Origin of the sequence: Pseudomonas sp. PsB (genome assembly GCF_043658375.1) — a bacterium.
In the GTDB taxonomy this organism is placed as follows: domain Bacteria; phylum Pseudomonadota; class Gammaproteobacteria; order Pseudomonadales; family Pseudomonadaceae; genus Aquipseudomonas; species Aquipseudomonas putida_Z.
This window is the reverse complement of the sequence record NZ_JBIGLU010000012.1, coordinates 1-12,006: the sequence shown is the minus strand read 5'-3', so window position 1 is coordinate 12,006 and position 12,006 is coordinate 1. Positions and strand designations below refer to the sequence as shown.

The 12,006-nt window shown below is 65.0% G+C and carries 11 protein-coding genes; 5 read left to right on the top strand and 6 right to left on the bottom strand.

The features are described 5' to 3' along the window. Positions 1-22 precede the first annotated feature (22 nt). From ACGLHT_RS16095 to ACGLHT_RS16080, 4 genes are all read right to left on the bottom strand, one after another. The gene (locus ACGLHT_RS16095) at positions 23-565 is read right to left on the bottom strand and encodes a WYL domain-containing protein (protein ID WP_274120252.1); all 543 of its coding nucleotides are present in this window, start codon (positions 563-565) and stop codon (positions 23-25) included. Positions 566-672: 107 nt separating this feature from the next. After that, the gene (locus ACGLHT_RS16090; RefSeq protein WP_274120253.1) at positions 673-1,659 is read right to left on the bottom strand and encodes a zinc-binding dehydrogenase; all 987 of its coding nucleotides are present in this window, start codon (positions 1,657-1,659) and stop codon (positions 673-675) included. 217 nt (positions 1,660-1,876) lie between these two features. Continuing rightward, a complete protein-coding gene (locus tag ACGLHT_RS16085) occupies positions 1,877-2,674 on the bottom strand; it encodes an SDR family NAD(P)-dependent oxidoreductase (protein WP_274120254.1) in 798 nt (265 codons plus the stop codon). A gap of 86 nt (positions 2,675-2,760) precedes the next feature. After that, positions 2,761-3,684, bottom strand: a complete 924-nt coding sequence (locus ACGLHT_RS16080) for a LysR family transcriptional regulator (protein ID WP_274120255.1) — start codon at positions 3,682-3,684, stop codon at positions 2,761-2,763. A gap of 375 nt (positions 3,685-4,059) precedes the next feature. Here ACGLHT_RS16080 and ACGLHT_RS16075 point away from each other — a divergent pair, with 375 nt between their 5' ends. Beyond that, positions 4,060-5,253 carry an MFS transporter gene (locus tag ACGLHT_RS16075; protein ID WP_025338595.1) on the top strand — a complete coding sequence of 398 codons (1,194 nt, stop codon included), beginning with the start codon at positions 4,060-4,062 and terminating at the stop codon, positions 5,251-5,253. 30 nt (positions 5,254-5,283) lie between these two features. Further along, positions 5,284-6,390 carry an alkene reductase gene (locus ACGLHT_RS16070; protein WP_085663447.1) on the top strand — a complete coding sequence of 369 codons (1,107 nt, stop codon included), beginning with the start codon at positions 5,284-5,286 and terminating at the stop codon, positions 6,388-6,390. A 215-nt stretch (positions 6,391-6,605) separates the two neighbouring features. Here ACGLHT_RS16070 and ACGLHT_RS16065 read toward each other — a convergent pair whose 3' ends face one another. Together ACGLHT_RS16065 and ACGLHT_RS16060 are read right to left on the bottom strand one after the other, a co-directional pair. Next, positions 6,606-7,001 (bottom strand): hypothetical protein, encoded by a 396-nt coding sequence (locus tag ACGLHT_RS16065; protein ID WP_170978831.1) that lies wholly within the window; start codon positions 6,999-7,001, stop codon positions 6,606-6,608. A gap of 88 nt (positions 7,002-7,089) precedes the next feature. Next, positions 7,090-7,998, bottom strand: a complete 909-nt coding sequence (locus tag ACGLHT_RS16060; protein ID WP_274079617.1) for a LysR family transcriptional regulator — start codon at positions 7,996-7,998, stop codon at positions 7,090-7,092. Between the two features lie 291 nt (positions 7,999-8,289). Here ACGLHT_RS16060 and ACGLHT_RS16055 point away from each other — a divergent pair, with 291 nt between their 5' ends. Genes ACGLHT_RS16055 through ACGLHT_RS16045 form a run of 3 tightly spaced genes read left to right on the top strand, consistent with a single transcriptional unit; the run spans position 8,290 to position 11,888 of the window. Continuing rightward, a complete protein-coding gene (locus tag ACGLHT_RS16055) occupies positions 8,290-9,594 on the top strand; it encodes an MFS transporter (RefSeq protein ID WP_025338598.1) in 1,305 nt (434 codons plus the stop codon). Positions 9,595-9,624: 30 nt separating this feature from the next. Beyond that, positions 9,625-10,866, top strand: a complete 1,242-nt coding sequence (locus tag ACGLHT_RS16050) for a Zn-dependent hydrolase (RefSeq protein WP_274120256.1) — start codon at positions 9,625-9,627, stop codon at positions 10,864-10,866. Continuing rightward, positions 10,866-11,888 (top strand): histone deacetylase family protein, encoded by a 1,023-nt coding sequence (locus tag ACGLHT_RS16045; protein ID WP_137163571.1) that lies wholly within the window; start codon positions 10,866-10,868, stop codon positions 11,886-11,888. Before ACGLHT_RS16050 ends, ACGLHT_RS16045 begins: the two co-directional genes overlap by 1 nt. The last annotated feature ends 118 nt before the right edge of the window (positions 11,889-12,006 follow it).

Sequence of the window (12,006 nt, the reverse complement as noted above, 5' to 3'; positions counted from 1 at the left end):
GACAATGACTTTTGCTTGCCGGTCAACAACAACCCTCGTGCAGCACCAGGCTCTGGCGCAACTGCTCGAGCATGGCCTGGCGCAGTGCCTGCGGCGCCTGCACGCGGATCGAGCCGGCCTGGGACAGCAGCCAGCCCATCAGCGCACGGTTGTCGTCGACGGTGGCGACCAGGGTGGCCCCACCGTCCGCTTGCAGCGTCAGTTGCATATCTGCCGACAGAGGCGCCGCTTCCAGGCGCCGGGCCAGCGCATCATCGACCCAGGCGTGCAATTCAACCTGGTCCGGGGGTGTGAGCGCATCAGGCTGCAGCTGCTGCGCCTCACCCAGGTTCAGGCCCGGTTGCCAGTACCAGCCGTAGGGCATGCCTTTGCTGTTGCACTGCAGCGGGAACAGTGCCGCGAGTTCGACCAGGTCGCGTTCGACGGTGCGTTTGCTGGTGATATGGCCCACGGTTGTCAGGGCGGCCTGCAACTGGGTGGAACTCATCCCCGGGTGGCGGCCGGGCAGCAGCTTGAGCAGCTGCCACTGGCGGGCGATGGTGTGACGGGTAGGGTGGCTGGGCAAAGGGCTCGTCCTTGAAGGCAGGCACGAGGCCTACCTGAGCAGTGGCGTTTAGCTATTGCCCAGCATACCTTGTCGCAGAATGGGATCCAAGTTCTCGCACACGGCGTTCAGTCGAGGCGCGTCACCCATTTGCCTGCGCCTTGGCCCTCTTTCAGCTGCCGCAGAGCCTGTGGTAGTGCCGAGAAGGTGAACTCGCGGCGTTGTGGCGCGATCAGGCTGCCATCGGCGACGGCCTGCAGCAGGCGTTCACCGGCCACGCGCAGGGCTTGGAGATCTGCCAACCGGCCATGGGCATGAATGCTGTTGAGCGCCACTTCATGCAGCGAGATCGCCGTGCCGAAGGCGGGCGTTGGTGCGGTTTCCTGGCGGTCCTGGATGCACACCAGGTGGCCGTTGTAGCCGAGCAGGTGGGCAAGGCTGCCGGCATGGGCGCCGCTGACGGTGTCGAACAGGGCATGCAGCGGGCGCTCGCCCAGGGCGGCCTGCAGTTGGTTCTGCCAGTCGGCGTCGTGGTAGTCGAACACCCCACTCACACCAAGGGCCTTGAGCGTGGCGTGGTGGCGTCGGCCAGCACTGGCCCACACGCGCAGGCCGCGTTGCGCGGCCAGTTGCGCGAGGTAGAAGCCCACCGCGCCACCGGCGCCGATCACCAGCACGTCGCGGCTGGCACCTTCGGGCACCTTGGCCAGGGCCTGCCAGGCGGTCAGGGCGGGGCAGGGCACGGCGGCCGCGGCGGTGTCGCCGAGCGCACTGGGGATATGCATCACCAGGCTGGCATCCAGCAGGCAGTGCTCGGCAAAGCTGCCGTCACGCGCCAGCGATTGGTGGTAGGCAACGCGGCTGCCCAACGGCATGTCGACGCCTGCGCCAACGGCGACTACCACACCGGCGCCATCCACGCCCGGGACCGTGCCTTGCTGCCAGGCAGGGTGGCCCCACTCGCAGATTTTCCAGTCCACCGGGTTGAGGGCAATGGCGCGGTTGGCCACCAGCACCTCACCGGGGCCGGGTTGTGGCCGGGGTTTACGCAGCAGTTGCAGGCCGTCGAGGCCGGCGTTCGGGGTCCAGGCCCAGGCTTGATGATCGGTTGGCATGGTGCGGGTCCTTTCGAGACGGGTGTGGGCGGCAGGCTAGCGGGGATCGGGCGGGGGAAACAGCTGCGGTGAGGGCAAGGTGTTTTGATTTCAGGGCAAAAGTCTGGGGCCGCTTTGCCGCCCATCGCGACACAAGGCCGCTCCTACAGGAGAACGCGTTTCCTTGTAGGAGCGGCCTTGTGTCGCGATGGGCTGCAGAGCAGCCCCCAGGTTGAACTCAGATAGCCAGGCTGTCGACCACGCCGCCGTCGACCCGCAGCGCTGCACCGGTGGTGGCGGACGAGTAAGGGGAGGCGAGGTACACCGCCAGGTGGGCGACTTCGTCGACATCGGCGGCACGCTGGATGATCGAGCCCGGCCGTGCAGTACGCACGAAGTTGTCGGCTTCTTCACGAATGCTGCGCCCGGACGCCTGGGCTGCATCAGCCACCAGCGCGGCCACGCCGTCGGTCAGGGTCGGGCCGGGCAGCACTGCGTTCACGGTTACCCCGGTGCCGGCCAGGCGCTTGGCCAGGCCATGCGATACCGCCAGGTTGGCAGCCTTGGTGACGCCGTAGTTGATCATGTCGGCAGGGATGGCGATGCCCGATTCCGAGGAGATGAACAGGATCCGCCCCCAACCTTTCTCGACCATGCCCGGGGCATAGTGGCGGGCCAGGCGCACGCCGCTCAGCACGTTGGTGTCGTAGAAGCGCGTCCACTCGCTGTCGGCCACGTCGAAGAAGTCGACGTCGTCGTAGATGCCCAGGTTGTTGACCAGGATGTCGGCCCGTGGGTGGGCGGCGAACAGGGTTTCGGCACCGGCGGCGGTGCCCAGGTCGGCAACCACGCCGTGGATCTGGCCACGGCCGCCTTGCTCGCGCAGTTCGGCCAGGGCGGCATCCAGCGACTTCTGGCTGCGGCCGGCAATGACTACGTCAGCGTTGGCGCGGGCCAGGCCGCGGGCGGTAGCCAGACCAATACCGCCGGTCGAGCCGCTGATGATGGCGGTGCGTCCGCCGAGGTCGATGTTCATGGAATGGCTCCTGTGGGTGAGTTGCATCGATAGGAGCCATCCTAGTGAAGCGCGGTCAGACTGTAAAAGACGTAATTCGACTTAGTTCAGACATGGTGGGACTTATCAAGCCCTTGCTCGGCCAATGCCAGCACCCGCTCGCGGAAAATGCCCACGATCGGCCGCAAGTCGACCTGGTGCCAGACCGTCCACAACTGCTCGCTGGGCTGGAACCAGTCCAGCTGGCGCAGCACCACGGTAGGCCCGGCGCTGGCCGACAGGCTGCTTTGCACCATGGCCAGGCCCAGGCCGGCGGACACCAGGCCGAGCACGCTCAGCGGGTCGTTGGCCTCCAGCGACAGGCGCGGGGTGAAGCCGGCATCGCCACAGCGGGCGATGAAATCGTCACGCTTGTGGCCCTGGTCGGGCTGGCCACCGGTGATGATCCAGTCCTGTTCGTGCAGGTCGGCGGGGGTCAGTTCGGCCTTGCTGGCCAGCGGGTGCGCGGCCGGGATGGCCAGCAGCAATGGGTCGTCCAGCACCGGCTGGCCGCGCAGGTCGGGGTCGTTCTTTGGCGGCGGCTCGCAAACCAGGGCAATGTCCAGGCTGCGCTGACGCAGGCCTTCGAACTGTTCGTTGGGGGTCATGTTGTACAGCGCAATATGAATGTTCGGGCGCTCGCCACGAATGGCCCGCACCGCGCCAGGCAGCACGCCGGCGTGGATGGCGTGGTTGACGTAACCGATGCACAGCCCGCCTTCCTCGCCACGGCCCAAGCGCTTGCCCAGCGATTCCAGGCGCTCGGCATGCTTGAGCAGGCCGCGCGCTTCGGCCAGGAAGGTGCGCCCGTCCCTGGTCAGGTACAGGCGCTGGTTGCGCCGTTCGAATAGCGCCAGGCCAAGGTTGTCCTCCAGCTGGGCGATCTGCCGGCTGAGGGGGGATTGGGAAATATGCAGCTGCTCGGCGGCCCGGCCGACGTTCTCGCATTCGGCGACGGCGACGAAGTAGCGCAACTGACGTAGATCTTGCATGAGACCTCCTGGGACTTAACTATTAACAATTATGACTTGGGCGGTCTAGATCTTGCCAGCGTGCCATGCGTTCACTTCGTCGGGTTGATGAACGTTGTAGGAGCGGCCTTGTGTCGCGAAAGGGCTGCAAAGGAGCCCCAGGGGTTCAGCACAAATGCACAAATTGCTGGGGCTGCTTTGCAGCCCTTTCGCGACACAAGGCCGCTCCTACAAAAGCCGCGCAGGCCGGAACATTGTTTAAAGTTGACCCGCTCGCAATATCTTCAGGATGACCTTTGCCTTCAAATCAAAACTCATTGTCCCGTCCCCACCTTTTTCCCATCCCCACGTCCCCCGAGAATTCACCCATCCCAACCTTCCACAGGTGATTCTCAAATGCCTCTCGCCTTGTTAGCCCTGACCCTGGCGGCCTTCGCCATCGGCACCACGGAATTCGTGATCGTCGGCCTCATCCCGACCATCGCCAATGACCTGGCGGTCACTCTGCCTTCGGCCGGCCTGCTGGTCAGCCTTTACGCCCTCAGCGTCGCCATCGGCGCGCCACTGCTCACCGCCATGACCGGCCGCGTCCCGCGCAAGCTGTTGCTGGTCGGCCTGATGGCGCTGTTCACCGCCGGTAATCTGGTGGCCTGGCAGGCGCCCAGCTACGAATCGCTGATCATGGCGCGCATCCTCACCGGCCTGGCCCACGGGGTGTTCTTCTCGGTCGGCTCGATCATCGCCACCAGCCTGGTGCCGAAAGAAAAAGCCGCCAGCGCCATCGCCACCATGTTCAGTGGCATGACCGTGGCCTTCGTCACCGGTATCCCGCTGGGTACCTTCATCGGCCAGCACTTCGGCTGGCGCGTGACCTTCCTGGTGGTGGCTGCCTTCGGCCTGGTGGCGCTGCTTGGCGCACTGCTGTTCGTGCCCAAGCGCATCCAGCACAGCCAGCCGGCACCGCTGCTGCGCCAACTGCGGGTGATGCTGCAACCGCGCCTGCTGCTGGTGTATGCCATGACTGCCGTGGGTTACGGCGGCTCGCTGATCGCCTTCACCTTCCTTGCCCCGATCCTGCAGGACATCGCCGGCTTCGGCGCCAACAGCGTCGCCCTGGTGCTGCTCGCCTACGGCGTTTCGGTTGCCCTGGGCAACATCTGGGGCGGCCGCCTGGCCGACCGCAAAGGCCCGGTCAAGGCACTGTCGATCATCTTCCTGCTGCTGGCCGTGGTGCTGCTGGCGCTGACCTTCACCGCACCGCATCCGGTGCTGGTGGTTATCACCGTACTGGCCTGGGGCGCGGTGGCCTTCGGCAATGTGCCGGGCCTGCAGGTGTACGTGGTGCAGCAGGCGGAAAAGGTCGCCCCCGACGCAGTCGACGTGGCTGCCGGTTTCAACATCGCCGCCTTCAACCTGGGTGTGGCCGGTGGCTCCTGGGGCGGTGCCCAGGTGGTGCAACAGCTCGGCCTTGGCCATACCCCATGGATTGCCGCGCTGGTCACCCTTGGAGCCCTGGCCCTGACCCTGTACAGCGGCCGCCTCGACCGCCGTGTACCTGCCCAGCCACAACCTGTCGTCAGCCGCGCCTGACCCCTGATTTGCCTTACGGAGATGCACGTAATGACTCAAGATCCGCTGTTCCAACCCCTGCAATTCGGCGCCCTCAACCTGCCCAACCGCGTGCTGATGCCGCCGATGACCCGCTCCCGCGCCGCCCAGCCTGGCGATGTACCGACCGCGCTGATGGCCGAGTACTACGCACAACGCGCCAGTGCCGGGCTGATCGTCAGTGAAGGCACCTGGATCTCGCCACTGGGCAAGGGTTACGCCCGTACCCCGGGTATCCACACCCAGGCGCAGATCGACGGCTGGCGCCTGGTCACCGAGGCGGTACATGCCGCAGGCGGGCGCATCTTCGCCCAGCTCTGGCACGTCGGCCGTCTCAGCCACAGCAGCCTGCTCGGCGGCCAGGCACCGGTGTCGTCCTCGGCGATGCAGGCCGAAGGCGTGAACGTGTTCATCGACAATGCCGACGGCACGCCAGGCTTTGTCCAGGCCTCGAAACCACGCGCGTTGAGCGAAGCGGAAATTGCCGAGATCATCGAGCAGTACCGCCAGGCTGCGCGCAACGCCATGGCGGCCGGTTTTGACGGTGTCGAGTTGCACGCGGCAAACGGTTACCTGGTCAACCAGTTCCTCGATTCCGGCGCCAACGACCGCACCGACCGCTACGGCGGTTCGCTGGAAAACCGCCTGCGTTTCCTCGACCAGGTCACCCGTGCGCTGGTCGAAGGCACCGGCGACGCCCAGCGCGTAGGTGTACGGCTGGCGCCGCTGACCACCCTCAATGGCTGTGTCGATGCCGACCCGGTCACCACCTATACTGCAGCGGCCAAACGCCTGGGCGAAATCGGCATCGGCTACCTGCACATTGCCGAAGCCGACTGGGATGACGCGCCGGACATGCCGGTGGACTTCAAGCAACAGCTGCGGGCGGTGTTCCCCGGGGTGATGGTGTATGCCGGCAAATACACCGGCGAACGTGCACGGCGCGCGCTGGAGGAGGGCTGGGCTGACCTGATCGGCTTCGGCCGACCATTCGTGGCCAACCCGGACCTGCCGGCACGGCTGAAGCTGAATGCGCCCCTGGCCGAGCACGAACGGGCCACGCTGTTTGGCGGTGATGCCCATGGCCTGACCGACTACCCGGCACTGGCAACAGCCTGACTTCGGGTTCTACCTCTGTAGGAGCGGGCTCACGCTGTACCTGTGGGAGCGGCTTTAGCCGCGAACACCGGCAACGCCGGTGCCATCCACCGTGTCGCCTGCTTCGCGGGTGAACCCGCTCCCACAGTGACCGTGCAATTTCGGGGTAGGGTGTAAAGGTACTTAGTGAAAAAGCGTGCTTCACCGAAGTTCCTGCAAGGCCGCCATTCTCTGTTCTATTCCATCAGCATCAAAGCGTTGGCGTATTTTTCCTGGTCCGGTGTGAACGTTGTCAGCATGCCGGTGTGATTACAGGTCAGGGTGAGCTCTGTTCGCGTATCGATGAACAGATCCTCGCCGCGAAGGCCCTGCCATTGCGCCAGGTACTTGAACGAACCGTACTTCATCGGTTTCTTCAAAGCGCGATCATGGCCACCTTTCCAACCTAGCACCGGGAGTGCGCCATCGGCGCAGTGCCGGGCAAGTTCTGGCTGGGCCAGAGCCCGCTCACGGCCAATCTCCCAGCAGCGGATCAAGCCCTCGTCGGGCCCCTTCCATGCTTCTTCCCAGGTGATCAAAGGGCGGATGGGGTGATGAATGGGGCGTCGAATGACCACGGTAGCTCGATCCATGACTGAGATTGTCCGTAATGTTCAGTTGGCCTGGATGCTACTAATTGGCCACTATCGTGTCCAGTGCTCGCCGACCCCAGCTCTGCGTTCAGTCAAGGCTCTGCTGCAACGCCTCGATAAACACTTCTTCTGCCCGGCTGAAGCGTTGCTCCCTGTTCCACAACAGGTGGATATCCACATCGGCAATCCCTTCCTGCGGCGACAGCTTCCACAGCAACCCGGCGTCTACATCCGGCGCCACCACATGCTCGGGCAGGCAACCTATGCCAAACCCGGCAATCACCAGCCGGCGTACTTCTTCAAGGCTTGGTGACGATGCCACGATCCGCCCGGCAAACCCTTGCTGGTCGCGGAAAATGGTCAGTGGCGACAGCATGCCGCCAATCTGGTCACTGGTGAAACTGACGAAGTTCTCCCGCTGCAGGTCGCCCTCGTCCTGGCCAAACAGGGCATGGTGCTTGCCACAGAAGAACGCATAGCGCTGGCGCAGGAACAACCGTTGCTCCAGCCGTGGCTGCGCACGCCGGTTCAGGCTGAGGCCCGCCGTGGCGGTTTTTTCCTGCAGGGCGGCGACGATGTCGGAGCTGCGCATCACGTCGATCTCCAGCTCCACCCGCGGGTGCTGGCGGTGGAAGTCGGCGAGGAAGTCGTCGAAGCGTTCGTTGACGATACGGCTGATCATCAGCAGGCGTACCTTGCCCACCAGTTCGTCCGCCGGCTGCTCCAGCAAGCCGCCGATCTGCGACATCTGCCCATAGACCTCGCCGGCCAGCTGGAACAGCTGCTCGCCCATTTCCGTCAGCACGAAGCGCGGCCCGCGGCGGGCGATGAGCTGGCGGCCAAGCTGTTCTTCAAGGCGCTTGAGCGCCTGGCTCACTGCCGGCTGGGTGAGGTGCAGGCGGGCGGCCGCGCGGCTGATGGACAGCTCCTGGCCGATGACCCGGAAGGTGCGCAGCAGGTTCCAGTCGAGGCGGTCGTTGAGCAGACGGTCGGGCATGGCAGGGCTCGATAATAAGCAAGGCTAATATTTCGAATAATAAATAGAAAATTGACTAATCATAGCCCCGAGCCGATAAATCGCAGGTATCGAGGCCTGCCGAGTCGGTGCTGGCTTCTTCGCGGGCTTGCCCGCTCCCACAGGGTCACCACAGGTTTCGAATGCTGCGCAGTACCTGTGGGAGCGGGCGAGCCCGCGAAGAAGCCAACACCGATTCAACAAGCCAAGCGCCACAAGAGCGCCCCCGTGCCCCCAACAACTCCTGCCAGAACAACAAGCAAAGGAGCCCCCATGAAGCCCACCGCTTCCCCCCAGCCACGCCGTGCCGCCGCCGCCGCGTTCATCGGTACCATGATCGAGTGGTACGACTTCTACATCTACGCCACCGCCGCCGCCCTGGTGTTCGGCGCGCTGTTCTTCCCCTCCGACAACAGCCTGTTCAGCACCATGGCCGCGTTCGGCACCTTCGCCGTCGGCTTCTTTGCCCGGCCGCTGGGTGGCATCGTCTTCGGCCACGTGGGCGACCGTATCGGCCGCAAGAAGTCGCTGGTCATCACCTTGCTGATGATGGGCATCGTCACCGTGGGCATCGGCCTGCTGCCGACCTACGCACAAATCGGCGCCAGCGCGCCGGTACTGCTGATCCTGCTGCGCATCGTCCAGGGCATCGCCGTGGGCGGCGAGTGGGGCGGGGCGGTGCTGATGGCCGGTGAGCATGCCCCCAAGGGCCGGCGCAACTTCTTCGCTTCGTTCGCCCAGCTGGGCAGCCCGGCGGGCCTGATCCTGTCGCTGCTGGCCTTCGGCGCGGTCACCCGCCTGCCGGAAGAAGACCTGATGAACTGGGGCTGGCGCGTGCCGTTCCTGGCCAGCGCGCTGTTGCTGCTGGTGGGCCTGGCGATTCGCCTGGGGGTGAATGAGTCGCCCGAGTTCATCGCCAGCCGCGAGCAGGCGGAAAAGGCCCGGCGCAAGGAGCAGGCCCCGGTATTCGAAGTGCTGCGCACGGCCTGGCGCCCGCTGTTGCTGTGCATCGGTGCCAATACCCTGGGTATTGCCGGTGTCTACTTCACCAACACCTTCATGATCAGCTACACCACCCAGCAGTTGCACCTGGAGCGTTCGTTGATCCTGGAGTGCCTGTTCTTCGTGGCGATCATCCAGTTCTGCGTGCAGCCGTTGGCCGCCTGGCTATCGGAAAAGATCGGCGCCACCCGCTTCCTGGCCCTGGTCGCGCTGCTGGCGATGGCCTCGCCTTACCCGATGTTCGTGCTGGTCAGCTCGGGCCAGGGCCCGTTGATCGTACTCGGCATTGCCCTGGCCGCCGCGTGCATGGCGTCGTTCTACGCGGTGATCGCCGGCTATGTCAGCGGCATGTTCGACACCCGTGTGCGCTACACCGCCATTTCCCTGGCCTACCAGATCTGCGGCGCCATCGCGGGCGGCCTGACGCCGCTGATCGGTACCTGGCTGGCCCACACCTTCACCGGCCAATGGTGGCCGATGGCGGTGTTCTACACCCTGATCGCCACTATTTCGCTGGTCTGCGTGCTCGCCCTGGCGCGCCAGTACGCCCGCAGCCAGCGCCTGGAACTGGCCTGATCGAACCGCTTTTTTCTGGAGTACCCGCACATGTTGAAAAGCAATGGCGAACGCCTGTGGGCGAGCCTGATGGCCATGGCCGAAATCGGTGCCACTGCCCGTGGCGGCAGCTGCCGCCTGGCCCTGAGCGACGAGGACAAGGCTGGCCGTGAACTGTTTAGCCACTGGTGCCGCGAAGCCGGCCTGACGCTGACTGTGGATGCCATCGGCAACCTGTTCGTTCGCCGCGCTGGCAGCGACCCGGATGCAGCGCCGGTGATGATGGGCAGCCACCTCGACACCCAACCTGAGGGCGGCCGTTTCGATGGTGTCTACGGTGTGCTGGCGGGCCTTGAAGTGGTGCGCCGGCTCAATGACCTGAACATCCAGACGCGCAAACCGCTGGAAATCGCCGTATGGACCAACGAGGAGGGCGCCCGCTTCACCCCGGCCATGTTCGGCTCGGCGGTGTTCACCGGCACCCTGGCACTGGACGAAGCGCTGGCCATTCGCGATGCCGATGGCATCAGTGTCGCCGATGAACTGCAACGCAACGGTTACGCCGGCCGGCGCCCGCTGGGCGGCCAGGTCGATGCCTATTTCGAGGCGCATATCGAGCAAGGCCCGATCCTTGAAGACAACGCCAAGGCCATTGGCGTGGTCAGCGGCGGGCAGGCCATCCGATGGCTCGACGTCACGGTCGAAGGCATGGCCGCACACGCCGGCACCACGCCGATGCCGCTGCGCAAGGATGCCCTGTACGGCACCGCACGGATGATCCAGGCGGTCGAGCAACTGGCTGCCGATTTTGCCCCTGAAGGCCTGACCACGGTGGGTGAACTGTCCATCGCCAAGTCCTCGCGCAACACCATTCCGGGGCTGCTGCAGTTCACCGTCGACTTGCGTCATCACCGGGATGAAGCCATCGAGGCGATGGAGCGCGACCTGACGTTGAAGCTGCAAGCCATCGCCAATCAGCGCGGGTTGCAGGTGCGTATCGAGCGCCATTGGGTCAGCCCGGCCACACCATTCGATGCCGATTGCGTAGCCGCCGTGCAGCAGGCAGTGGATGGCCTGGGCTATGCCCAGCAGTCGATCGTCAGCGGCGCCGGCCACGACGCCATCCTGCTGGCCCGCTACTGCCCGACCGCCATGGTGTTCATCCCTTGTGTCGGCGGCCTGAGCCACAACGAAGCCGAAGACGTGTTGCCCGACGACGCCCGCCAGGGCGCCGATGTACTGCTCAATGCCGTGCTGGCCCGCGCGGGTCGTATTGAACAAGGAGACGCCTGATGCGTTGCTACTTCCACCCCGAACAACTGCTGCACCACCCACGCAGCTATTACTCGCGCGGCGCCATGCGCACCCCGCAGGAAGTCCCCGAACGCGCCCAGCGCCTGCTGCAGGCGGCCAAGGATCTGGGTTTCGACATCCGTCAACCTGAGGACGCCGGCCTCGAACCGCTCAAGGCAGTGCATGGCGAGGCCTACCTGGCCTTCCTCGAAGAGGCTCATGCGCGCTGGAAGGAAGTGCCCGAGGACTGGGGCGACGAGGTCATGTCCAACATCTTCGTGCGTGAACCCAACGCCCTGCGCGGCATCCTCGCCCAGGCCGGGCGCTACCTGGCTGACGGCAGCTGCCCTGTAGGCGAACACACCTGGCGCTCGGCCTATTGGTCTGCGCAAAGCGCAGTGGCCGGTGCCAAGGCCATTCTCGACGGCGAGCCGGCGGCCTATGCCCTGTGCCGGCCGCCAGGCCACCATGCGCGCTTCGATGCAGCCGGTGGTTTCTGCTACATCAACAATGCCGCTGTCGCTGCCCAGGCCTTGCGCAGCCGCTACAGCCGCGTGGCCATCCTCGATACCGACATGCACCACGGGCAGGGGATTCAGGAAATCTTCTACAACCGCCGGGATGTGCTGTATGTGTCAGTGCATGGCGACCCCACCAACTTCTACCCGGGTGTGGCCGGGTTCGCGGACGAGCGTGGCAGCGGTGCGGGGGAGGGGTACAACCTCAACTTGCCGATGGCGCATGGGGCTAGCGAAGCGGACTTCATGGGGCAGCTGGAGATCGCGCTGGCAGCGGTGAAGGACTTTGGCGCCGAGGTGCTGGTGTTGTCGCTGGGGTTCGATATTTACGAACTCGACCCGCAGAGCAAGGTGGCGGTGACGACTGAAGGGTTTGCGGTATTGGGCGAGCGGATTCGGGCGATGCGCTTGCCGTGCCTGATCGTGCAGGAAGGGGGGTATCACCTGGAGAGCCTGGAGGCGAATGCGCAGGCGTTTTTTGCCGACAAGGCGGACTGGCGATAACGTAGTGTCGGGGCTGACAGGTGCTTGCCTTGACAGTTTCAGCGCCTATGAGATCGAGCGCCGCCCGCGCGGCGCTTCGCAGCACAAGGCTGCTCCTACATCTGTTTCGGGCCAATTA